Here is a 21,535-nt window from a genome sequence, read left to right as displayed (position 1 = left end):
AAACGTCAGCATCTGGTCACCAACCTGCCCCGAGCCCTAGGGTTCGCGACATGTTCGGAATCGTGCGCCCCTGCCGCCACCGCCTGTGCGGTGGCCTCCACCAGGCGTGGATGGCGCATCTGTGCGGCTTGTGCCTGACCCTGCGGGACGAGCACGGGCACCTGGCGCGGCTGGTCACCAACTACGACGGCCTGCTGGTGTCGGTGCTGACGGAGGCGCAGAGCCCGCCGTCGGCTCCTCATCGCAAGGCTCTGGCCTGCGCGTTGCGGGGGTTCAAGGGCGCCGAGGTGGTGTCGGCCCAGTCGGAGGGCGCGCGGCTGGCGGCGGCGGTGTCGCTGGTGCTGGCGGCCACGAAAATCCGCGATCACATCGACGACGGCGACTTCCGCAGCCGGCTCGTGGCGGGCGTCTCCGGCAGGATCGCGCGGAGCTGGGCGGAGCGCGGGGCGCACACGGCGGCGGGCGTGCGATTCGACAGCGCGGTGCTCACGGACGCCGTCGAACGGCAGGCGGTGCTGGAAGCGCGGCCGAGCACGCTGCTGGAGCTGACCGAGCCCGCCGAGACGGCCGTGGCCGCGGCCTTCAGGCACACGGCCGTCCTGACGGCCAAGCCCGCCAACGAGCTCCCGCTGACCGAGATCGGGCGGTGCTTCGGCCGCGTCGTGCACCTGCTCGACGCGGCGGAAGACCTGGTGGAGGACAGGAAGCGAGGCGCCTTCAACCCTCTCGACGCCACCGGCACCTCACTGGTCCGTACCAGGCAGTTGTGCGAGGACGCCCACCATGGCATCACCCTCGCCTTCGCCGACCTCGACCTCGTCGACGGGGCTCTGGCCAGGGCGCTGCTGGTCGACGAGGTCGGCCGGGCGATCCAGCGCACCTTCTCCGCGGGCATCAGCCACCGCCACAAGGCGGGCCGGCGGCAGCGCAAGGGCAGGTGCCGCGACCACTGCGACTGCAGTTGCGACTGCGACTGCACGGCCTGCTGCCGGTGCGGGCGCGGCGGCGGCGACGGCTGCTCCTGCGACGGCTGCTGCTGCGACTGCTGAGCCAAGAAGGCTGCGGCTGAGCCGAGAAGACGGGTGAATCCGTCTCTCCCGGGCATGTGCCTCTGCGTTCGCCGCCCCAGCGACCGGCTGGGCCGGTGTCTTCACGGAGGCGGAACCGCGGCGTAACGTCGGCGGGAGGCGGGAGGCAAGCATGAGCGACTATGCCAAGGCAAGAGAGCTCGGTGAGCAGGCCCGGGAGAAGGAATGGCGACGGCCGAGTTTCGCCAAGCAGCTGTTCCTGGGCGATTTCCAGCTGGACCTGGTGCATCCGGTCCCCGCGTTGCCCGAGGAGGCGACCAAGCGGGGTGAGGAGTTCGTCAGGGCGGTCCGGAGGTTCCTCGACACCAAGGTGGATCCGGCGGAGATCGAGCGCACGGCCGTCATCCCCGATCCCGTCGTCAAGGGCCTGGCCGGGCTGGGCGCCTTCGGCATCACGATCGGCGAGGAGTACGGCGGTCTCGGCCTGCCGTACCTGTACTACTGCCGGGCCCTGATGCTGGTCGGTTCCTACAGCCCTGCCATCGCGACGCTGCTGTCGGCGCACCAGTCGATCGGGGTGCCGCAGCCGCTGAAGTTGTTCGGCACCGAGGAGCAGAAGCGCGAGTTCCTGCCGCGGTGCGCGCGCGGCGAGATCTCGGCCTTCCTGCTGACCGAGCCCGACGTCGGCTCGGATCCGGCGCGGTTGTCGACCACGGCGACGAGGGACGGCGACGACTACGTCCTCGACGGGGTGAAGTTGTGGACGACCAACGGCGTCGTGGCCGATCTGCTGGTCGTCATGGCCAGGACCGGCAGGAAGATCAGCGCCTTCATCGTCGAGGCCTCCAGTGAGGGCATCACCGTCAAGCGGCGCAACCAGTTCATGGGCCTGCGCGGCATCGAGAACGGCGTCACCGAGTTCTCGCAGGTCAGGGTGCCCGCGCGCAACCTGGTCGGTAAGGAGGGCGACGGCCTGCGCATCGCGCTGACGACGCTCAACACCGGCCGGCTGAGCCTGCCGGCGACCTGCGCGGGCGGCGCCAAGTGGGCCGTCAAGATCGCCCGCGAGTGGAGTACGGCACGCGTCCAGTGGGGCAGGAAGGTGGGCGACCACGAGGCGGTCGCCAAGAAGATCGCCTTCATCGCGGCCACGGCCTACGCCCTGGAAGCGGTCATGGAACTGACCGCGAGGATGGCCGACGACCAGCGCAACGACATCCGCATCGAGGCGGCGCTGGCCAAGCTGTACGCCAGCGAGATGGCCTGGCAGTCGGTCGACGAGCTGGTCCAGATCAGGGGCGGGCGGGGTTACGAGACCGCCGAGTCGCTGGTCGCGCGCGGCGAGCGCGGTGTGCCCGCCGAGCAGATCCTGCGTGACCTGCGCATCAACCGCATCTTCGAAGGCAGCTCCGAGATCATGAAGCTGCTGATCACCAGGGAGGCGGTCGACGCCCATCTGACCGCCGCCGGCGAGCTGATCAAGCCGGACGCCACCAGGCAGGAGCGTGCCGCCGCGCTGAAGCGGGCGAGCGCGTTCTACGCGAAGTGGCTGCCGAGCCTGGTCGCGGGGGCGGGCAACCTGCCCACCGGGTACGGCGACTTCGGCCCGCTGGCCCAGCATCTGCGTTTCGTCGAGCGCACCAGCCGCAAGCTCGCGCGTTCGACCTTCTACGGCATGAGCCGCTGGCAGGGCGGCCTGGAGCACAAGCAGGGTTTCCTGGGCCGCATCATCGACATCGGCGCGGAGTTGTTCGCGATGACCGCGGTCTGCGTCAAGGCGGAGGAGGACTCGCGCGATCTGGGGCGCAAGCCGTACGAACTGGCCGACACCTTCTGCCGCCAGGCCAGGGGACGGGTCGACGCGCTGTTCTCGCAACTGTGGGACAACAGCGACAGCCAGGACGTCAGGCTGGCGAAATACGTGCTGGAGGGCAGGTACTCCTTCCTGGAGGAGGGCATTCTCGACCCCTCCGTGGACGGCCCGTGGATCGGTTCGCCTTCGGGTGGCGAAAACGTCAGACGCCCCATTTCGTGACTAGCCGGTCTAGACCGGCTTTGCTCTTCCGTTTTCAAACCGATATGCCCCGGTATAGACCGCACCTCAAACACCGGCCTACGCTGACGCAAACGCGTGGAGCTGTCGCTCTGTCGCACCCCCAATCCTGGGCGGGGTCCCAACTGGTATGGACCACCCGCCCGACGAGAAGGCGGTTCAGACGGTGAACAAGAAGTTCGTGGGCGGGGCCGTACTGGCCGTCGCCACCATGCTCACCCTCGCCAGCTGCGGCTCCGGTTCCGGCACCGGAACTCAGGGCGGCGGCGAGACCAAGGCCGCCGAAGGCGGTCAGGTGACGTTGAAGATGGTCGCCGCCGACTACGGCGACGGCCCCGGAGCGGCCAACTCCGGCGAGAGCTTCTGGAAGAGCGTCGTCGACGAGTTCCAGAAGGCCAACCCGAACATCAAGGTCGACGTCCAGGTCATCAACTGGAACGACATCGACAAGCAGGTCGCGACGATGGTCCAGAACGGCCAGCCGCCGGACATCCTGCAGACCGGCGACTACTCCGGCTTCGTCAAGGACGGCCTGCTGCACAAGGTCGAGGAGATCGTCTCCCCGAACGTCCAGCAGGACCTGCTGACCAAGTTCGCCGACTTCGGCAAGGTCGACGGCACCTCCTACGGCCTGCCGTTCGTCTCCTCGGCCCGCGCCCTGTTCTACAACAAGGAGCTGTTCGAGAAGGCCGGCATCACCGAGCCGCCGAAGACCTGGGACGAGCTGAAGGCCGCGGCCGAGAAGCTCAAGGCCTCCGGTGTCTCGCAGCCCTTCGGCCTCCCGCTGGGCCAGGAGGAGGCACAGGGCGAGTCGTTCCTGTGGATGCTCGGCAACGGCGGCGGCTACAAGGACGCCTCCGGCAAGTGGGCGATCAACTCCGCCCAGAACGTCGAGACCTTCCAGTACATCAAGGGCCTGGTCGACGCCGGCCTGACCACCCCGAACCCCGGCACCAAGGACCGCAAGACGGTCTGGGAGGACTTCGCCGCGGGCAAGGTGGGCATGGCCAACGGCGGCCCCATGTCGATCCCGATCTTCGACAAGGGCGCCGTGAAGGACAAGTACGGCGTCGTGGCGATCCCCGGCAAGACCGGCCCGCTCGACACGACCCTGGGCGTCATGGACTGGATCATGGCGTTCAACAAGAACAACCACGGCGAAGAGATCAAGAAGTTCTTCGACTTCTTCTACACCGGCCCGGCCGCCGAGAAGATCGTGGACCTCTACAAGCTGCTGCCCGTCACCAACGGCGGCATCCAGAAGCTGTCGGGCGACGAGAAGCTCAAGCCGTTCCTCGACGCGCTGCCCAACGCCAGCTTCTACCCGTTCCAGGACCCGAAGTGGTCCGACGTGAACACCCAGATCAAGCAGACCATCGGCGGGGCCGTCAGCGGCGACCCGGCGGCGGTCCTCGGTGAGCTCCAGAAGGTCGCTGAGGCCGGCTGATCTTGATCGTCGTACGGCGGAGCCGGGCACGACCGGCTCCGCCGTACCCCTATGGAGGGTGACATGAAGAAGTGGGAGCCCCTCGCCTGGGTGGGGCCTGCGGTCCTGCTGATCGCCGCGGTGGTGATCTGGCCGGTCGTGGAGATGATCCGGTCGTCGTTCCTGGAGATCAGCCGGTTCGGCGTCGTTCGTGGTTCGGCGGGCTTCGCCAACTACGCCAAGCTCTTCGGCGAGCGGGTCTTCGGCGACGTCATGGTCCGCAGCGTGATCTGGGTGGTGGCGGTCGTCGCCCTCACCGTGGTGATCTCGCTGGCCCTGGCGCAGCTGTTCAACCAGAAGTTCCCCGGCCGCAAGCTGGCCAGGTGGGCGCTGATCGCGCCGTGGGCGGCCTCCGTGCTGATGACGGCGATCGTCTTCCGCTGGATGCTCGATCCCGAGGTCGGCATCCTCAACGTGATCCGGTGGGATCTGGGCACGTTCGTCCACGACACGTTCGGCATCGAGCCGAGCTCGCTCGGCCTGCTCAGCGCGATGGGCGGGGAGGCGGCCGACCAGCTCGGCAACGCCTCGACGTCGTTCCCGTGGCTGATCTTCGTGGCGGTCTTCGTCTCCGTCCCGTTCACGACCTACGCGCTGCTCGCCGGTCTGGCGACGATCCCGGCCGACGTCTACGAGGCGGCCAGGATGGACGGCGCGGGCAAGTTCCGCACGTACTGGTCCATCACCCTGCCGCTGCTGCGCCCGGCGCTCATGGTCGCGGCGCTGATCAACGTGATGAACGTCTTCAACAGCTTCCCGATCATCTGGGCGATGACCAAGGGCGGGCCCGAGTACGACACCTCGACGTCGACGATCTTCATGTACATCCTCAAGGGCTCCAACATCGGCGAGTCCGCCGCGATGTCGGTGGTCAACTTCGGCATGGTGATCGTGCTCACCCTCATCTTCCTCAAGGTCTCGCGCTGGAAGCAGGAGGTGGCCTGATGGCGACCCAGACCGCCCCCACCCCGGTCCGTCACCGGCACGTCGCCCCCCACCGGCGCCGCAGCCGCGGCATGCCCAGGCTGAAGACGACGATCATCGCGGCAGCGGCCTACCTGATCGGGTTCTTCTTCCTCTTCCCGTACCTGGTGATGATCCTCATCTCGCTGCGGCCGCAGACCGAGCTGCGCAGCGCGGTGTGGTTCCCCGAGCGGTTCGACTTCTCGGCCATCACCGGCTTCTGGAGCACGGGCCTGGCGCACAACCTGAACGTCTCGCTCCAGGTCGCCGCGGGTTCGACGATCCTGGTGCTGCTGGTGGCGCTGCCCGCGGCCTACTACACCGCCCGGCACAACTTCAGGGGACGCAACGTCTTCCTGGTCCTGGTGCTCGTCACCCAGATGTTCCAGCCGACCGCCATGGTCGTCGGCATCTACCGCGAGTTCTTCACCTTCGGCATGGTCGACTCGGTGCTCTCGCTGATCCTGGTCAACGGCGGCTTCAACCTCGCCTTCGCGGTCTGGATCCTCAACGCCTACTTCTCCTCCATCCCGCGCGAGCTGGAGGAGGCCGCCTTCATCGACGGCAACGGCCGCTTCGGCGCGCTCTTCCGCGTGACGCTGCCGCTGGCCATGCCGGGTGTCATCACCGCGCTGATCTTCACCTTCATCGCCGCGTGGAACGAGTTCGTGGTGGCCCTCACGCTGACCACCTCGCCCGAGAACCAGCCGCTGCCGGTGGCCCTGCAGTCCTACATGGGGCAGTACTCCGTGAACTGGCAGGAGCTGTTCGCCGGCTCGGTGATCGCCACCATCCCGGTGATCATCCTGTTCGCGCTCATCGAGCGGAAGGTGGTGGGCGGCCTGACCGCCGGCTCCATCAAATAAATGCGTTGCGGCTCGCCCCGGCGAGCTCCTAACGTGTACGGCATGCGCATTTACCTGTGATTCGTCAGCAGCTCAATCCGTTCCGAACTCACCAGGTAAAGGAGATCTCGCATGCGCGTCCGCGCCATTGGCAAGAAGAAGCAGCTTCCCGGTCAGATCCATCCTTCGCTGCCGAAGATGCCGCAGCGGCCCATCGCGCCGCCGCGCCGCATCCCGCCGAAGGGCCGATGACCACACCTGGGAACCCCGCCTCGTCTGACGAGGCGGGGTTCCGCTTTTCCGGCTAGAGCCTCTCGATGATCGTGACGTTGGCCTGGCCGCCGCCCTCGCACATGGTCTGCAGGCCGTACCTGCCGCCCGTGCGCTCGAGCTCGTGCAGCAGCTTCGTCATCAGGATCGCGCCGGTGCCGCCCAGCGGGTGACCCAGGGCGATCGCGCCGCCGTTGGGGTTGACCTTGGCCGGGTCGGCGCCGAGCTCCTTGATCCACGCCAGCGGGACCGGGGCGAACGCCTCGTTGATCTCGGTGACGTCGATGTCGTCGATCGACAGTCCGGCCTTCTTCAGCGCCAGCTGCGTCGCCGGGATCGGCGCGGTCAGCATGTAGACCGGGTCGTCGCCGAGCAGGGCGAGCTGGGTGATGCGGGCGCGCGGGGTCAGGTTGTGCGCCTTCACCGCCGCCTCGGAGGCGATCAGGACCGCGCCCGAGCCGTCGGAGATCTGGCTGGAGGTGGCGGCGGTGATGACGCCGTCCTCCTTCAGCGTCTTCAGGCCCGCCAGCTTCTCCAGGGTGGAGTCGGGCCGCGGGCCCTCGTCGTCCTCGACGCCGTTGATCGGGGCGATCTGGTCCTTGAAGTAGCCGTTGGCGATCGCCTTGGCGGCGCGCTGGTGGCTCTCGTAGGCGAACTTCTCCAGGTCTTCGCGGGACAGGTCCCACTTCTTGCACATCAGCTCCGCGCCGCGGAACTGCGAGATCTCCTGCTTGCCGTACCGGTCGACCCATCCCTGGCCGAACGGGAAGGGCATGCCCTTCTCCAGCGCGGCGGTGATGGACGAGCCCATCGGGACGATGCTCATGGACTCCACGCCGGCGGCGACCACCAGGTCCTGGGTGCCCGACATGACACCCTGCGCGGCGAAGTGGATGGACTGCTGCGAAGAGCCGCACTGCCGGTCGATGGTCACACCGGCGGTGGTCTCCGGCAGCCCGGCCGACAGCCACGCGTTGCGCGCGATGTCCATGCTCTGCGGGCCGAACTGCATGACACAGCCCATGATCACGTCTTCGACGGCGGCGGGGTCGACACCCGTGCGCTCGATGAGTGCCTTCAGCGTGTGGGCGGCCAGGTCGGTGGGGTGGACCGTGGACAGCCCACCCTTCTTCTTTCCGACCGGGGTTCGGACCGCCCCGACGATGTACGCCTCTGCCACGATGCCTCCAGAGCTTTATTCGGTCAGTGGAAGCTTATAACAGAACCTCGTTCTGCTACAGGGGCACGGCCCAGCGCTGTGCCGCCGTTGCGCCTAGGCCTTCCAGTGAGGGTCGCGGCCCAGGTAGCGGAGCAGCGCCTCCACATCGTCGTCGCCCTCGATCTCGGGCAGCGCCTCGGCGTACGCGCCCCAGGCACGCACCGGGTCGACGATCACCCGGGCCGTGGGCATCAGCGCCCGCGCCAGCTCAGGGGTGAGTGGCGAGTCCTGACCGGTGGCCATCGCGATGTCCCACGCGTGCACGGCGGCGTCGAGCGCACAGGCGCCCACGGCCAGATCGGCCGGGAACGAGTGCGGCGGGATCGGCGTCGGCACCGCCTCGTCGTCACGGGCCACCGTGCCGAAGGCCGCGGCGGAGGCCCGCATCGCCCGCTCTGCGAGCTCGGCGGGATCCCCCGCCAGCGTGCCCGAGGGGGCGAAGGGGTCCTCGTCGGGACCAGGACCACCGGTGATCGCGGCGGCGAAGCCGATCTGGTCGCCCGCGGCGTGCTGCAACACCTGCGCGACAGTCCAGCGCTCGCAGGGGGTCGCCTGGTTCCAGCCGTCCTGCCCGGACACGCCCGCGACAGCCGTGCGCAGCGCCTTGTGTGCGTCGTCGAGGATTTCCCAGCTCATGATGGTTCCTTCCGTCATGCCTCTACTATAGCAGAACGGAATGATCTATTCCACTAATCGACGCGGAACCGCCAGCGATCCACCACGATCCCCTGGAAGGCCTCCGCGATCCGCATCGCGTCACCCTCCTCCTTCGTCTCGATCCGCACCGGCTCGTCGGAGTACGGCTCCAGCGTGCGGCCCATGGGCGACGGATCCCCGACCGGGATCAGCACCGCCTCCTCCCCGAACGCGACGACCCCGTACTCCTTCTCCTCCGACTCGCCCAGCAGCTCTTCCAACTGCTCGAGCGGCGGCATCGACTGCAGCAGCACCAGCCACTTGCCCGGCTCGTCCTGCGGATCCGTCACCTCACCACGGCACACCACCAGCCCGTCGAGGCGGCTGGCGATCCCCTCGGCCAGATAACGGTCGAAGTAGTCGAACGGCAGCGGACCCTCGGCCTTGACCTGGATCGCCCACACCGTCTCGAACTCGCCGCCCACCAGCTCCGGCTCGACCTCGACCGGCGCGTGAATGCGGCAGTCGGCCGCCAGGATGTCCTCACCGTCCTTGCGGGCGTCCGGGTCGGCCAGCTTCACGATCTCCAGGAGATCCTCCGGCTTGCGCGGCAACGCCGCCGTAGGGCCGGTCCTCAACCTGCGCTTTGCCAACCAGCCCATGCCGCTCTCCTCACGACCTGAACGAACTGGTCATCGTCGCGTAGACGATGATGTTGTCGGTGTAGTGGCCCGTGTTCCTGTTGTAGATGCCGCCACAGGTGATCAGATGTAGCTGAGCGTTCGTCTGATCACCGTAAACCCGCTGCGTCGGGAAGACCTTCTTGCCGACCTGCTCCACGCCGCCCACGGTGAACACCGCCGTGGTGCCGTCGCGACGCTTCACCTCGATCACGTCGCCGTACTTGATCTCGCCCACCCGGCTGAACACGGCGCTGCCCGTGCGCGTGTCCTTGTGCCCGAGCATCACCGCCGGGCCGTTCTCCCCCGCCGTCGGGCCATGCCGGTACCAGCCGACCAGGTTCTTGTTGGAGATCGGCGGGGTCTCGATGAACCCCTCCCTGTCCATCCCCACGTCCTCGACCGGCGCGTCGATGCCGAGCCGCTTAATGATCAACCGAGTCGGCGTGCTCGGCTGCATCGGCGCCGCCGGCGTGATCGACGGCAACGGCGGCGGCTGATCCGGCGGAGCCGACCACAGGATCTGCTTCGGCTCCTGCTTCTTCGCCTCGGGCTGCGCGGCCAGGCTCAACGACTCACGGCCGTCGGCCAGGCCGTACTCCTCCGGGTTCATCACCATGACGATCAGCCCGACCAGGACCGTCACCACGCCCAGGACCGCCGCCAGGATCAGCGTGGACCTGAGAACCCGGCCTCCTCCGTCCACCGTCACCCTCTGAGGGTACGGCGGCGGCGCATCATGAGGCCGCCCACTCCCGCAGCGGCGATCATCACCGAGCCGGTGAGCACGAACATGCGCCCATCGGGCCCCAGCTCACCACCACCGCCGGTCTCGGCACCGGCCTTGGGCGTCTTGGTGACGCCACCGCCACCACCGACGGGCGTCTTGGTGACGACCACGGTGCGGGTGGTGGTGGGGTTGGGTGTGCTCGTGGTGGCGGTGGCCGTGGGGCTGGTTGACGTGGCGGTGCCAACGGTCAAGTCATACGTCTGAAGTGCGCTCACGTTCTGGACCTCACACGCGATCTTCGGCGTGGTTCCCGTGCCGGCATTGGAGCCGAAATTGACGGCACCGGGTTTGACCTTTCCGGATCCGGCCGTGCTCGCGGTTGTCTTGAGATCGAATGCGGCAGCCGGAAGGGGGATGATCGCACCCGCCGTGATCGCACCCGTGGTGCCCTCACCAGTAGCGGAGGTCAGGCCCGTGATTCCGGTGATGGTTGCGTAGGCGAAGATTTTTGCGTCAGGCAATGTTCCCGTGGCGGGCGCCTTCAGCTCCTTACCGGCTACCCACGTGCCTTTCCAGCCGATATTGAACTGGGTATTTACCTTCGCGTTGGTCGGCATCGTGAGATCGACGGTCATTTGCACGTTCTGAACGTCATTAGTGCCCGGACCAGTGCACTTGTAGTCGACGATCTTGGCGGTCCCGCCCCCACCGGCGCCACCGATGGTCGTGATGAGGTTCGCCGGAGTCGAACTGGTGGTGTTACAGACCGACTCCTCCTCTGTGGTTCCGACTACGGTCCGAAGAGTCAATCCCAGCGACCCGACCGTCGTGGGCGCCACGGTCACGGAGGTGCTGCCCGACGCAACCGTCACCGGGGCAGAGTCCTGGGGGACAGTGACGTTGGTGTTCGCAGCCACTGCCGTGGTCAGCGTGACTTCCTGATCGACCGCCAACGGAGTCGGAGTTCCGCCTGTGATGGTGAGATCGGCCTCGACCTCGACTTTGGTCTGGGCAGCAAGTTCTTTCGTGGGCTTGATCGAAATGAAATCCAGCTTCACTGGCACATTCGTCGTGCTCGTGGCCAGAGTATCCGAGGTCGTGATCTTCGCCTGGACGTTCGTCGTCCCGGCGAAGGCCCCGCCCGTGCATGTGTAGTTGATCGTCATGGTCTGGTCCGCCAAGACGGCGGCCTGAGCCGCAGTCGTGGCGCCGACCAGAGAACCCGCGGGGAGGACGAGCACACTCGCAATGCCCAAGGCGGAACTCTTCTTGACGAGGCGATCCAGCCACGCCTTGGACGTCAGCACTGTCTCTCTCCGTTCATCACGGGCCAGGTTCAACAGGCGACCCAGGATTCCAGTCGTGGGTCACAGTTAGGTAGAGATCCTACGAACTGTCCCTGAAAATCGCCTAGAAACTCCCAAAAAAGACCGACCTTAACCCTTCTTCGCCGTCAGCGTCGCGTACACGATGACGTTGTCCGTGTAGCTGTGGTCTGTCTTGTTGTACACACCGCCACACGTGATGAGCCGCAGCTGGGAGTCCGAAGTGTTGTCGTAGACCCGCTTGGTCGGGAACGACGACTTGCCCACCTGCTCGATGCCGCTGACCGTGTAACGCACGACCTTGCCGTCCGACCGGTACACGTAGATCTGGTCACCCTTGGCCAGCTCGTGGAGGCGGTTGAAGACGGCGGCGCCCTTGCGGGTGTTGACGTGGCCGTTGATGATCGCGGGGCCGACCTCGCCGGGCACCGGAGAGAAGCGGTACCAGGCGGTCAGGTTGGGCTTGGTCAGCGACGGGGTGCCGAGCTCACCCTTGTCGTTGACACTGACGGAGCCGATCGGGGCGTTGACCTTGATCTTGGGGATGCGGATGCGGGTCGGCTTGGCCTTGCCCTTGCTGGAGGCGAAGGGCTTGACGACCTTGGCGGCCGGGTCGGCGGCCGGAGGCGGGGGCGCCTCGTAGCGGGCCGGCGTCAGCGGCACGGGCATGCCGTCGGGTCCGAGCCCGCCACCCCCCACGGCGGCGGGCAGTTCGTAGGCGGCGGCGTTCTGCACGGTGACCGGCTGGGCCAGCGGGCGGGAGCCGTCGTCGATGCTCGGCGCGAGGGTCAGGAGCCCGGCCATGATGGCGCCGACGCCGGTCAGCGAGCCCGCCACCAGCAGTGCCGGGAGTGCCTTCTTGTTCATGCCGAGACCTCCTTCGCCTGCGCAGCCCTGCGCCGGCGCAACATCAGTCCGCCTGCCGTACTGGAGAACAGGAGCATGGCCCCGCCTCCCAGCAAGAGGTACGGCTCTAGCGGGGTTTCTGGAGCTTCACCGGAGGCCACGCCGCCTGTGGGGACCTTGCGGACCTGGGCCTTGACGTACTTCGTCGCGGTCGGCCCGGCGGTCGGGGTGGGGGTGCCCGTCGTGGTCGACTCGCGGCCGGCGTGGTTGACGATGACGTGCTCGGGGGCCTGGATGACCGGGTTACGCCCGCCCGTGGTGGGTGGCGTCGTCGTGGCCGTCGAGGTGGGGGTCGAGGTCGCGGTGTTGGTCGGCGTGCTCGTGGGCGTCCCCGTACTGGTGGGGGTGCCGGTCGGGCTCGGAGAGGGTCCGGTCACCGTGATGTCGATCGAGTTGACCGTCCCGATCGGGGCGCAGGTCGCCTCGTCGTGCTCCGGCGGGTTGAGGACCTTGCCGGTCTTGACGCGGAACGCGTCCAGGTATGCCGTGCCGTCCTGGGTGTTGATGACCTCGATGGTGTGCTCGCCGTACTTCAGTTCGGGCGAGGTCCAGAGGTCCTGCTTGGCGCTCGTGCCGGTCATCGGCTCGCCGGACTCGTCCTTGCCCGGCTCGACCAGGGGGTCGGTCACGGGCTTGCCGTCGAGGAGGACCCTGATCGGGCTGAGGCCGGGTGCGCGGCGGCCGACGTAGGTGACCTGGGTGCCGATGAAGGTGAGCTTCGCGGAGGCGTCCTTGGTGGCGGTCTCGTGGACGTCGTTGAGGTGATCTTCGATGCCCCGCTGCGGACCCTTGTGCCACCAGGTGCCGCTGTACGTGACCGGGGGCGTCTCGTTGTTGTTGACCATCACCTCGCCCTCGGCGGGGGTGAAGCGCACGGCCAGGCCGGTGGGAGTGATGCGGATGGTGCCGGTCTTGTCGATGGACCCGGCGTCGGACAGGCCGGCGGGTGCCTTGAGGAAGTCGCCGGGCTTGAGCGCGTCCTGGGCGGTGGTGCTCGCCGGTCGCAGCTCGCCGTTCCAGGCGCCGGTCAGGTTGACCGTGCCCTGGAGGTTCAGCTGCGAGCCCGCCGCGAAGTATCCGGGCGAGCCGAAACGGCGCTGCCCGAGATAGGTCAGCGCCCAGTCGATGCGCAGCTTGGGTCCCGGTTCGACCTTGGGGGTGACGGCCGCTTCGACGTCGACGCCGAGGGCGCCGGCCACGCCGCCGACACAGTGGTACTTCACGATCAACGAGGTGTCAGCCACAGCCGGCCCGGAGACGGCGATCACGGCGACCGCCGAAGACAGCCCGACGGCCGAGGCGAGCAACGCCAAACGCATCCGACTCACGGGTCACTCCATTCACACACTAAACCAAAGGTAGATCTTAGAGGTGAAACGTTGACCAAGCGGAGCCAGCACGTGCACTTGTGATGAACCCGTGTCGCAAGGGGTATACCAGCAGGTAGTAGAACGTTATTCTGCCTCCAAAAACACCCCAGGAGCGCACATGCAGCGAGACCTCTTCGAAGAAGAGCACCTGCTCTTCCAGGAGACCCTCCGAGAGTTCATGGCCCGGGAGGTCGCCCCGCACCATGGCCAGTGGGAGAAGGACGGCATCGTCCCCCGCGAGGTCTGGAAGAAGGCCGGAGAGATCGGCATGTTCGGCTTCGGCGTGGGCGAGGAGTACGGCGGGTCGGGGATCACCGACTTCCGCTACAACTCGGTGATCATCGAGGAGATCATCAAGACCGGCGCCTCCGGTCTGGGCTGGGGGCTGCACAACGACGTCGTGGCGCCCTATCTGACGGAGCTGACGAACGAGGAGCAGAAGCAGCGCTGGTTGCCTGGCTTCGTGAGCGGTGAGCTGATCACGGCGATCGCGATGACGGAGCCGGGCGCGGGCAGCGACCTGCAGGGCATCCGCACGACGGCGATCCGCGAAGGCGATCACTACGTGGTGAACGGGCAGAAGACGTTCATCACGAACGGCATCAACTCGGACCTGGTCGTGGTGGTGGCCAAGACCGATCCGTCGGCGGGCGCGCGCGGCACGACGTTGCTGGTCGTGGAGCGGGGCATGGAGGGTTTCGAGCGCGGCAGGAACCTGGAGAAGGTGGGCCTGAAGGCGCAGGACACCGCGGAGCTGTTCTTCGACAACGTGCGCGTGCCGGTGGAGAACCGGCTCGGCGAGAACGAGGGCGAGGGCTTCTTCCAGCTGATGAACAACCTGCCGCAGGAGCGGTTGTCCATCGCGGTGGTGGCGGTGGGGGCGGCGGAGGCCGTGCTGGAGATGACGCTGGAGTACTGCAGGACCAGGCAGGCGTTCGGGCGCAATATCGGGAAATTTCAGAACACGAGGTTCGTGCTGGCCGAACTCGCCACCGAGGTCGAGATCGCCCGCCACTACATCGACAAGTGCATTCTGGCCCTCAACGCCAAGCAGCTCTCCGTGGTCGACGCCGCCAAGGCCAAGTGGTGGACGACCGAACTGCAGGTCAAGGTGATCGACCGCTGCCTGCAACTGCACGGCGGCTACGGCTACATGATGGAGTACCCCGTCGCCAAGGCCTGGCTCGACAGCAGGGTCCAGACGATCTACGGCGGGACGACCGAGATCATGAAGGAAATCATCGGCCGGTCACTCGACATCTGACCCATACTGGGAGATATGGATGGCGGCCTGATCCTCCTGGTCTTCCTGGCGTTGTTGTTCGCCATCGGGCTCAACTGGGTCCGCAAGAAGTTACGTCTCGGCCCCGTCGGCTACGCGGGCGTGATGATCGTCTTCATCATCGCCATGTTGCTCATCTGGGGCCAGACGCTTCGAGGATGACCGATGCCACCAGCGCCGGATCGTCGCTCATCGGCACGTGCCCGCAGCCGCGCAGCAGCTTGACCCGCTGCCCCGACCACCTGGCCGCGCGCACGGCCTGGCGGCGCAGCAGCAGCCGGTCGTGCTCGCCCCACGCGATGGTGATGGGCGACTTGGGCGGCGCGGGCGGCATGAGCCCGCTGAACGACTCCAGCGTCTCGTCGAAGCCCTCGCATCCGGCCAGCGCCAGCGTGGCGTCGACCAGGGCCGAGGGAGCCAGGCGGGACGGGCGGGCGACGATCAGGCCGGCCGACAGGGCGCGGCCGACCGGGTTCTCGGCGATCGGCCCGGGATCCATCGCCTGCGCCGAGGCCCGCATCATGCGCAGGACTCCCTGGCACCACAGCAGCTCGCCGCGCGACCAGAAGCCCGCGGGAGAGATCGCGGTCGCCGTACGGACCACCCCGCGCGAGGCCAGCTCGAGCGCGATGTAGCCGCCCAGCGAGTTGCCCGCCACGTGCGGCTCGCGCACGCCGAGCAGCGCGCAGAAGGATTCGACCGCGTCGGCCAGGGACTCGGCGGTGTACGGCACGCCGGCGGGCAGCCCTGGCGAGGCGCCGAAGCCGGGCAGGTCGACGGCGATCACGTCATGCGAGGCCGCCAGCCGGTCCATGACCGGCGCCCACCCTTTCAGGTGGTGCCCGATGCCGTGCACGAGGATCAGAGGCTCGCCGGAACCCCGGCGCTCGAAGGCCAGCTCCATGCCGACCACCTAATCACTCATGGCGGATACGCCCAAGTACCCGCCAGGGACCGGAAACCTAACGGCCGCGTGTGGGGATCTCGAACCAGACGGCCTTGCCCTCCTTGGTCGGGCGTGAGCCCCACCGTTTGGCGAGCTGGTCGACCAGGTAGAGGCCGCGGCCGCCCTCGTCGTTCTCTCCGGCGCTGCGGATGCGCGGCAGGCGCAGGTCCTGGTCGAAGACCTCGATCCAGACCGACTCCTCGCCCCGCCTGATGCGCAGGGTGAACTCCTTGTCGCCCAGCACTTCGTCCTCGAAGCCTGGAACGTCCCAGGACTCCTCGAACGGCAGCGGCGGGCCCTCCATGACGAGCTCGCGGCTGCGCGGGATGCTGGCGCTGGCGGCGTGGAGCACGACGTTGGTGACGACCTCGGAGACCAGCAGGCAGGCGAGCTCGGCTCGTTCCTCCGGCACCTGCCAGCCGGTGAAGGCCTCGGCGGCCATGCGGCGCGCCTCGCCCACCATGATCGGCTGGGCGGGGAAGGTGCGCTCCTCGACGTCGAGGTTGTCGTAGCTGGAGCGGATCACCAGGATCGCCATGTCGTCGTCGATCTCGCCGGGCACCGCCTGCGTGGCGGCCTCGGCGATCTGCTCGACGGGAGAATCGGTGATCTTGGAGAGCTCTTCGCACAGGACGCCCAGCGTCTCCTCGTCGCTCGGCATGTGACCGCCGGACTCGCGGCTGGGACGCCGGTCGACCAGGCCGTCGGTGTAGAGCAGGAGGGTCGCGCCGCGCGGGAGGGTGAGGGTCTCCTCCTTGTAGACGAGGTCGGCGTGGACGCCCTTGGCGCGCACGCCCAGGGGCTGGCCGACCTCCTGGATGTCGAGCTCGGTGCAGATGCCGTCGCGCAGCAGCAGGGGCGGCGCGTGGCCGGCGTTGGCGTAGGACAGCTGGCGCGACCAGGCGTCGTAGACCAGGTACTGGCAGGTCACGATCGGCGGCACGCTGATCTCGTGGCCGTTCTCGTCGTATTCGGGGGTGGAGATCACCCGCGTCCACTCGTCGAGCTTGGCCAGGATGTCGGCGGGCGGCTTGTCGTCCTGGGCGAAGGCGCGCAGGGCGGCGCGCAGCTGGCCCATGATGGCGGCCGCCTTGGCTCCGCGTCCTTCGACGTCGCCGATGACGATGCCGACCCGGCCGGCCGACAGCGGGATCACGTCGTACCAGTCGCCGCCGACCTGGGTCTGGATGCCCTGGCCGTGGGAGGCCAGCGGGGCGGCGGGGTAGTAGCGCACCGCGATGTCGAGCCCGTCGAGGGTGGGCAGCGCGCGGGGCAGCAGGTTCTTCTGGAAGGACTCGGCGGTGTGCCGCTCCTCCTCGAACAGCAGCGCGTTGTCGATGGCCAGGGCCACGCGGGTGGCGATGGCGCCCACGAAGTCGCGGTCGAAGGCGTCGTAGTGGGGGCTGCGCCGGTCGGTCAGGTTGGACAGGCCCAGATACATCAGGCCGAGGGTCTCGCCGCGCACCGACAGCGGGGCGACGATGGCCGAGGTCATGCCGACCTCGCTGCACGCCTTGGCGCTGCCCTCGCCGGGGCTGGGGAAGGAGCTGGAGGCGAAGTCTTCGACCAGGATGGTCTCCTGGCGGCGGATCGCGGTGTCGGCGTAGTGGCCGACCGGGTAGTGGATCTCGGCGCCCACCTGCTTCCACGTGCCGGGCGGAGGAGTCCAGCCCTGGACGTGCTGGGAGACCCGGCGCACCAGCCGGTCGCCCTCCATCAGCTCGATGAAGCAGTGGTCGGCGAACTGCGGCACCAGCATCTCGGCCACGCGCTTGAGCGTCTCTTCGACGTTCAGCGAGCCTGCCAGCTTCTCACCGATACGTTCCAGAAGCCCGAAACGATCCTTCTCGCGCTCGTTGCTGCGCAGCGCCTCGCGGGCGGTGATGACGATGCCGGTGACCGAGCCGGAGGAGTGCCGCAGGGGCACGGCCTGGGCCCGGACGTAGATCATCGTGCCGTCGCCGCGCTTGACGTCGAACGTGCCCTCCCAGACGCCGCCCTTGAGCACGTGCTTGGCCAGTTCGATGGCGAGAGGATGGTCCTTCTCCATGATGCCCAGCGAGAGCACCGACGACTGACCCGACGGCGGCCGCCCGACCCGGCCGAACAGCCGTTCGGCGAACGGGTTCCAGTACAGCAGGTTGCTGAAGCGGTCGGTGACGACCACCGCCATCTCGGCATGATCGAGCACAGAAGCCGCGGAGAGATGGTCCACCGCGTCCTGGGACAGATCACCCCAACGTTTCATCCGGAGACCACTCCTCGGGGAGGAATGTGCGAAAAGCGAACCACTGGCGCTCCTGCAACAGTCGTGTCCGGGGAGTGGAGGGCCTCCCATAGGGGATTCAACCAGCCCGGACGCCCACGGTCACCGGGTCGTGACGAAGACGTGCACGGCAACCTCACGCGGCAGCTCCGCGAGAGTGTTGTCCGATTCGTCGTCACCTGTCACCCGCACACCGTCGTCGCTCGCCGCGAGCGTGACCTCGCGTCCGGGTTGTATCCCAACTTGCTTGAGTTTAAGCATCACAGCGGGATCGCTTTGCACTTGTTCGCTAATTCGACGGACCACGACGGGTATATCTCTGGGTCCCGCGAGGTCGGTCATCGGCAGAAGTCCGGCGTCGGAGTCGACGACGTCCTGCGCGCCGAGCTCGCCCAGGCCCGGGATCGGGTTGCCGTGGGGGCAGGTCGTGGGGTTGTCGAGCAGCTTCACCAGCCGGGTCTCGACGGACTCCGACATGACGTGTTCCCAGCGGCAGGCCTCGATGTGGACCTCTTCCCACGGCAGGCCGATGACCTGGGTGAGCAGGCATTCGGCCAGGCGGTGCTTGCGCATGACGCGAACGGCCAGGGTGCGGCCCAGATCGGTCATGGAAAGGTGCCGGTCACCCTCGACGCGGACCAACCCGTCACGCTCCATGCGCGCGACGGTCTGGCTCACGGTGGGGCCGCTCTGCTGGAGCCGTTCGGCAATGCGGGCACGGAGGGGAACGATCCCCTCCTCCTCGAGCTCGTAGATCGTCCGGAGGTACATCTCCGTGGTGTCGATCAGGCCGTGTGCGGTCAAGGCTCCTCCTCCCTGAATGCTACGTCCGACGTCGGGCAGTGGTGTCACCCACGGAAAACCCTATTGGGAGAACGACCGACGATGGCAACGGAACCCAACACCGGAGCGGCCCGGTTCCTTCCCGACGACCGCGAGCTCGGCTCGCTGCGTACGGCGGCCGCCGACTGCAGGGGCTGCGACCTGTACCGCGACGCGATCCAGACGGTCTTCGGCGAGGGACCGTCCAAGGCCAGGTTCATGCTGGTCGGCGAGCAGCCGGGCGACCAGGAGGACCGCCGGGGCGAGCCGTTCGTCGGCCCTGCCGGGCGGGTGCTCGACCGGGCGCTGGAGGAGGCGGGCATCGATCGCGACGAGGTCTACGTGACGAATGCGGTGAAGCACTTCTCCTTCACGATGAAGGGCAAAAGGCGCATTCACCAGAAGCCCACCAATGCCGAGATCGACGCCTGCCGCCCGTGGGTGGAGGCGGAGCTGGCGGTGATCAGGCCCGAGGTGGTCGTGATCATGGGCGCCACGGCCGCCCGCTCGTTGCTGGGCAAGGACTTCCGGGTGACCAAGCAGCGCGGGCAGGCCGTGCCTCTGGGCGAGGCGGTCGCGGTGGCGACCATCCACCCGTCGGCGGTGCTCAGGGCGCCCGACCGCGAGGAGGCCTACGCAGGCCTGCTGGCCGACCTCAAGGCCGCGGCCGGCATCTCGGGCAAGACGAACCGCAAGGCCGTGGCGGGCACCTCCGACAAGACGAACCGCAAGGCCGCGGCGGGCACCTCCGGCAAGACGAACCGCAAGGCCGCGGCCGGCGTCTCCGGCAAGCCGGACCTCACAGCTGCGGCCGGTACTTCCGGAACGAAGGCACGGTCAGCCCGATCGCGATGACCGCCGCCACGCAGGCCAGCCCTCCGCCCACCCAGGCGCCGGTCAGCCCGAACGCGGCCGCGGAGGCGCCCGCCCGCAGGTCACCCAGGCGCGGCCCGCCCGCCACGACGACCATGAAGACTCCCTGCATGCGCCCCCGCATCTCGTCAGGCGCGTACGTCTGCAGGATGGTCTGCCGCCAGACCGACGAGATCATGTCCGCGTAGCCGCCGATCGCCATGAACACGACGACCAGCCACAGCTGGTCGACCAGCCCGGCGGCGGCGACGGCCAGGCCCCAGATCGCGATGACGACGATCAGCCCGAGCCCCTGGCGCCTGACGTTGCGCGCCCATCCCGACAGCAGCCCGCCGCCCACCACGCCGAAGGCCATCGCCGAGTTGAGCAGGCCCAGCGCCACCTCCGAGCCGCCGAACCTGGTGTCGACCAGCTCGGGGAAGAGCGCGCGCGGGTAGGCCAGGATCATCGCGCACAGGTCGACGACGAACGACATGAGCAGGATCTTGCTGGTGAAGATGTAGCGCAGGCCCTCGGCGACGGCCCGCGCGCCGGGGCGGGAGACCTCGCCCAGGGGCGGCAGCGACGGCAGCCGGTAGGCGGCGTAGAGCGTGGCGGTGAACAGCACGGCGTCGAAGGCGTAGACGGCCGCGTAGCCTCCGGCCGCCCACATGAGCACGCCGGCGACCATCGGGCCGACGAGCGAGGCGGTCCCCATGACCATGCCGTTGAGCGCGTTGGCCGAGGTGACGAGCTCTTTGGGGAGCACGCGCGGGATGATCGCGCCACGGGTGGGCGAGCTGACGGCGAAGCCCGCCGCGCCCACAGCCACGTTGGCCAGCAGCAGCCACACGCTGCCGATGCCGAGCAGGGCCTGGATCAGGATGCCCAGCGTGCTCACCCATGCGACGGAGGAGCCGATGATCAGCAGCTTGCGCCGGTCCATCGCGTCGGCGATGGCGCCGCCCCACAGCCCGAAGACCACCAGCGGCAGCAGGTGGGCGACGCCCAGCATGCCCACCCAGAGGGACTCGCGGGTGAGCTCCCAGATCTGCTGGCCGACGGCGACCACCGAGGCCTGGAGCCCGATGCCCGCCGTTACCTGCCCGGTCCACAGGCGGCGGTAGGCGGGTACGGCCAGCGGGCGGACGTCGAGCAGAAGGGGCATTACCGCAGATTAGGGGGCAAGCCTCTCCAAAACCCAACCAGGGTGGGTCAGCCGGTAACGCAGGCGGTCGTGCATGCGGTCGAGCTGTCCCTGCCAGAACTCCACCTCGGTCGGCACCACGCGGTAGCCGCCCCAGAAGTCGGGAGCGGGCGGGTCCTCCGGCCATCGCGCGGCCAGTTCCTCGTAGCGTTCGTCGAGCTGCTCGCGCGAGTGCACGACGGCCGACTGGCGCGAGGCCCAGGCCCCGATGCGCGAGCCGTACGGCCTGGAGGCGTAGTAGTCGGCGGATTCGGCGTGCGACAGGCGCACCACGCTGCCCTCGACGCGCACCTGGCGGCGGATCGGGTGCCACGGGAACAGCAGCGACGCGCGGGGGTTCTCGGTCAGGTCGCGGCCCTTGCGCGACTCGTAGTTGGTGTAGAAGACGAAGCCGCGCTCGTCGTAACCCTTGAGCAGGACCGTGCGGGCGCTGGGCCGCCCGCCCGCCGAGGCGGTGGCGAGCACCATGGCGTTGGGTTCCGGCAGCCCGGCGGCCAGCGCCTCCTGGAACCAGAAAGCGAACTGGGAGATGGGATCGGCGGCCATGTCGGATTCGAGCAGGGGCCTGCCTTCGTAAGAAGTGCGCAGGCCGGGCAGCGAGGTGGCGTCCACGACACCGTATTCTGTCGCGCTCCTCCCCTGCTCTCTA

The 21,535-nt window shown here is 68.1% G+C and carries 20 protein-coding genes; 8 read left to right on the top strand and 12 right to left on the bottom strand.

Annotated elements, in window-relative coordinates; all coding sequences use genetic code 11:
* Nucleotides 1-50: 50 nt before the first annotated feature.
* The 5 genes from ACIBH1_RS00795 (at nt 51) to ACIBH1_RS00775 (ending at nt 6,396) form a co-directional block, all read left to right on the top strand.
* The gene (locus ACIBH1_RS00795) at nt 51-1,049 is read left to right on the top strand and encodes a DUF5685 family protein (RefSeq protein ID WP_397311466.1); all 999 of its coding nucleotides are present in this window, start codon (nt 51-53) and stop codon (nt 1,047-1,049) included.
* A gap of 151 nt (nt 1,050-1,200) precedes the next feature.
* On the top strand, nt 1,201-3,063 hold the full coding sequence (locus ACIBH1_RS00790; protein ID WP_397311465.1) for an acyl-CoA dehydrogenase family protein: 1,863 nt from the start codon (nt 1,201-1,203) through the stop codon (nt 3,061-3,063).
* Nucleotides 3,064-3,211: 148 nt separating this feature from the next.
* A complete protein-coding gene (locus ACIBH1_RS00785) occupies nt 3,212-4,528 on the top strand; it encodes an extracellular solute-binding protein (protein WP_397311464.1) in 1,317 nt (438 codons plus the stop codon).
* Nucleotides 4,529-4,591: 63 nt separating this feature from the next.
* Entirely contained in the window at nt 4,592-5,512 is a 921-nt protein-coding gene (locus tag ACIBH1_RS00780; protein WP_397311463.1) for a carbohydrate ABC transporter permease, read from the top strand.
* Nucleotides 5,512-6,396, top strand: coding sequence for a carbohydrate ABC transporter permease (locus ACIBH1_RS00775; RefSeq protein WP_397311462.1), 885 nt, complete (start codon nt 5,512-5,514; stop codon nt 6,394-6,396). The genes ACIBH1_RS00780 and ACIBH1_RS00775 overlap by 1 nt, the downstream gene beginning before the upstream one ends.
* Nucleotides 6,397-6,679: 283 nt before the next feature.
* On the opposite strand, the gene ACIBH1_RS00770 is transcribed toward ACIBH1_RS00775, so the two are convergent.
* The 7 genes from ACIBH1_RS00770 to ACIBH1_RS00740 form a co-directional block, all read right to left on the bottom strand.
* The gene (locus ACIBH1_RS00770) at nt 6,680-7,825 is read right to left on the bottom strand and encodes an acetyl-CoA C-acetyltransferase (RefSeq protein ID WP_397311461.1); all 1,146 of its coding nucleotides are present in this window, start codon (nt 7,823-7,825) and stop codon (nt 6,680-6,682) included.
* 93 nt (nt 7,826-7,918) lie between these two features.
* Entirely contained in the window at nt 7,919-8,518 is a 600-nt protein-coding gene (locus ACIBH1_RS00765) for a TIGR03086 family metal-binding protein (protein ID WP_397311460.1), read from the bottom strand.
* A gap of 35 nt (nt 8,519-8,553) precedes the next feature.
* Complete coding sequence (locus ACIBH1_RS00760) at nt 8,554-9,162, bottom strand: hypothetical protein (RefSeq protein ID WP_397311459.1); 609 nt, start codon at nt 9,160-9,162, stop codon at nt 8,554-8,556.
* Between the two features lie 10 nt (nt 9,163-9,172).
* Nucleotides 9,173-9,892 carry a class F sortase gene (locus tag ACIBH1_RS00755; protein WP_397311458.1) on the bottom strand — a complete coding sequence of 240 codons (720 nt, stop codon included), beginning with the start codon at nt 9,890-9,892 and terminating at the stop codon, nt 9,173-9,175.
* Nucleotides 9,889-11,217 carry a hypothetical protein gene (locus tag ACIBH1_RS00750; RefSeq protein ID WP_397311457.1) on the bottom strand — a complete coding sequence of 443 codons (1,329 nt, stop codon included), beginning with the start codon at nt 11,215-11,217 and terminating at the stop codon, nt 9,889-9,891. Before ACIBH1_RS00750 ends, ACIBH1_RS00755 begins: the two co-directional genes overlap by 4 nt.
* A gap of 129 nt (nt 11,218-11,346) precedes the next feature.
* Nucleotides 11,347-12,102 carry a class F sortase gene (locus ACIBH1_RS00745; RefSeq protein WP_397311456.1) on the bottom strand — a complete coding sequence of 252 codons (756 nt, stop codon included), beginning with the start codon at nt 12,100-12,102 and terminating at the stop codon, nt 11,347-11,349.
* On the bottom strand, nt 12,099-13,469 hold the full coding sequence (locus tag ACIBH1_RS00740; protein WP_397311455.1) for a hypothetical protein: 1,371 nt from the start codon (nt 13,467-13,469) through the stop codon (nt 12,099-12,101). Before ACIBH1_RS00740 ends, ACIBH1_RS00745 begins: the two co-directional genes overlap by 4 nt.
* Before the next feature lie 160 nt (nt 13,470-13,629).
* Here ACIBH1_RS00740 and ACIBH1_RS00735 point away from each other — a divergent pair, with 160 nt between their 5' ends.
* Together ACIBH1_RS00735 and ACIBH1_RS00730 are read left to right on the top strand one after the other, a co-directional pair.
* Entirely contained in the window at nt 13,630-14,775 is a 1,146-nt protein-coding gene (locus tag ACIBH1_RS00735) for an acyl-CoA dehydrogenase family protein (RefSeq protein WP_397311454.1), read from the top strand.
* Nucleotides 14,776-14,790: 15 nt separating this feature from the next.
* Nucleotides 14,791-14,955: a hypothetical protein gene (locus ACIBH1_RS00730; protein WP_397311453.1), complete on the top strand. Its 165-nt coding sequence runs from the start codon at nt 14,791-14,793 to the stop codon at nt 14,953-14,955.
* Here ACIBH1_RS00730 and ACIBH1_RS00725 read toward each other — a convergent pair.
* The 3 genes from ACIBH1_RS00725 to ACIBH1_RS00715 all read right to left on the bottom strand — a co-directional run bounded on the left by ACIBH1_RS00725 (nt 14,927) and on the right by ACIBH1_RS00715 (nt 18,809).
* Complete coding sequence (locus ACIBH1_RS00725; protein WP_397311452.1) at nt 14,927-15,697, bottom strand: alpha/beta fold hydrolase; 771 nt, start codon at nt 15,695-15,697, stop codon at nt 14,927-14,929. The two genes, ACIBH1_RS00730 and ACIBH1_RS00725, sit on opposite strands and share 29 nt — an antisense overlap.
* 58 nt (nt 15,698-15,755) lie before the next feature.
* Nucleotides 15,756-17,987, bottom strand: coding sequence for a SpoIIE family protein phosphatase (locus ACIBH1_RS00720; RefSeq protein ID WP_397311451.1), 2,232 nt, complete (start codon nt 17,985-17,987; stop codon nt 15,756-15,758).
* A 120-nt stretch (nt 17,988-18,107) separates the two neighbouring features.
* Nucleotides 18,108-18,809 carry a metal-dependent transcriptional regulator gene (locus ACIBH1_RS00715; RefSeq protein WP_397311450.1) on the bottom strand — a complete coding sequence of 234 codons (702 nt, stop codon included), beginning with the start codon at nt 18,807-18,809 and terminating at the stop codon, nt 18,108-18,110.
* A gap of 81 nt (nt 18,810-18,890) precedes the next feature.
* On the opposite strand from ACIBH1_RS00715, the gene ACIBH1_RS00710 reads away from it, so the two are divergent.
* A complete protein-coding gene (locus tag ACIBH1_RS00710) occupies nt 18,891-19,682 on the top strand; it encodes a UdgX family uracil-DNA binding protein (RefSeq protein ID WP_397311449.1) in 792 nt (263 codons plus the stop codon).
* Here ACIBH1_RS00710 and ACIBH1_RS00705 read toward each other — a convergent pair.
* Both ACIBH1_RS00705 and pdxH read right to left on the bottom strand, forming a co-directional pair.
* On the bottom strand, nt 19,627-20,847 hold the full coding sequence (locus tag ACIBH1_RS00705; RefSeq protein WP_397311448.1) for an MFS transporter: 1,221 nt from the start codon (nt 20,845-20,847) through the stop codon (nt 19,627-19,629). The genes ACIBH1_RS00710 and ACIBH1_RS00705 overlap by 56 nt on opposite strands.
* Before the next feature lie 9 nt (nt 20,848-20,856).
* The gene (gene pdxH / locus ACIBH1_RS00700) at nt 20,857-21,498 is read right to left on the bottom strand and encodes a pyridoxamine 5'-phosphate oxidase (protein WP_397311447.1); all 642 of its coding nucleotides are present in this window, start codon (nt 21,496-21,498) and stop codon (nt 20,857-20,859) included.
* Nucleotides 21,499-21,535: the final 37 nt, after the last annotated feature.

Origin of the sequence: Nonomuraea sp. NPDC050663 (assembly GCF_044456985.1) — a bacterium.
Classification (GTDB): domain Bacteria; phylum Actinomycetota; class Actinomycetes; order Streptosporangiales; family Streptosporangiaceae; genus Nonomuraea.
The sequence above is the reverse complement of the archived record's forward strand: the minus strand, read 5'-3'. Positions and strand labels throughout refer to the sequence as shown.

What these genes read in the sequence shown, in the direction of transcription:
- ACIBH1_RS00785 (WP_397311464.1), top strand. Translation starts at nt 3,212, where the DNA reads ATGGACCACCCGCCCGACGAGAAGGCGGTTCAGACGGTGAACAAGAAG.
- ACIBH1_RS00790 (WP_397311465.1), top strand. Translation starts at nt 1,201, where the DNA reads ATGAGCGACTATGCCAAGGCAAGAGAGCTCGGTGAGCAGGCCCGGGAG.
- ACIBH1_RS00775 (WP_397311462.1), top strand. Translation starts at nt 5,512, where the DNA reads ATGGCGACCCAGACCGCCCCCACCCCGGTCCGTCACCGGCACGTCGCC.
- ACIBH1_RS00705 (WP_397311448.1), bottom strand. Translation starts at nt 20,847, where the DNA reads ATGCCCCTTCTGCTCGACGTCCGCCCGCTGGCCGTACCCGCCTACCGC.
- ACIBH1_RS00795 (WP_397311466.1), top strand. Translation starts at nt 51, where the DNA reads ATGTTCGGAATCGTGCGCCCCTGCCGCCACCGCCTGTGCGGTGGCCTC.
- ACIBH1_RS00765 (WP_397311460.1), bottom strand. Translation starts at nt 8,518, where the DNA reads ATGACGGAAGGAACCATCATGAGCTGGGAAATCCTCGACGACGCACAC.
- ACIBH1_RS00780 (WP_397311463.1), top strand. Translation starts at nt 4,592, where the DNA reads ATGAAGAAGTGGGAGCCCCTCGCCTGGGTGGGGCCTGCGGTCCTGCTG.
- ACIBH1_RS00735 (WP_397311454.1), top strand. Translation starts at nt 13,630, where the DNA reads ATGCAGCGAGACCTCTTCGAAGAAGAGCACCTGCTCTTCCAGGAGACC.
- ACIBH1_RS00725 (WP_397311452.1), bottom strand. Translation starts at nt 15,697, where the DNA reads ATGGAGCTGGCCTTCGAGCGCCGGGGTTCCGGCGAGCCTCTGATCCTC.
- ACIBH1_RS00720 (WP_397311451.1), bottom strand. Translation starts at nt 17,987, where the DNA reads ATGAAACGTTGGGGTGATCTGTCCCAGGACGCGGTGGACCATCTCTCC.
- ACIBH1_RS00760 (WP_397311459.1), bottom strand. Translation starts at nt 9,162, where the DNA reads ATGGGCTGGTTGGCAAAGCGCAGGTTGAGGACCGGCCCTACGGCGGCG.
- ACIBH1_RS00710 (WP_397311449.1), top strand. Translation starts at nt 18,891, where the DNA reads ATGGCAACGGAACCCAACACCGGAGCGGCCCGGTTCCTTCCCGACGAC.
- ACIBH1_RS00730 (WP_397311453.1), top strand. Translation starts at nt 14,791, where the DNA reads ATGGATGGCGGCCTGATCCTCCTGGTCTTCCTGGCGTTGTTGTTCGCC.
- ACIBH1_RS00745 (WP_397311456.1), bottom strand. Translation starts at nt 12,102, where the DNA reads ATGAACAAGAAGGCACTCCCGGCACTGCTGGTGGCGGGCTCGCTGACC.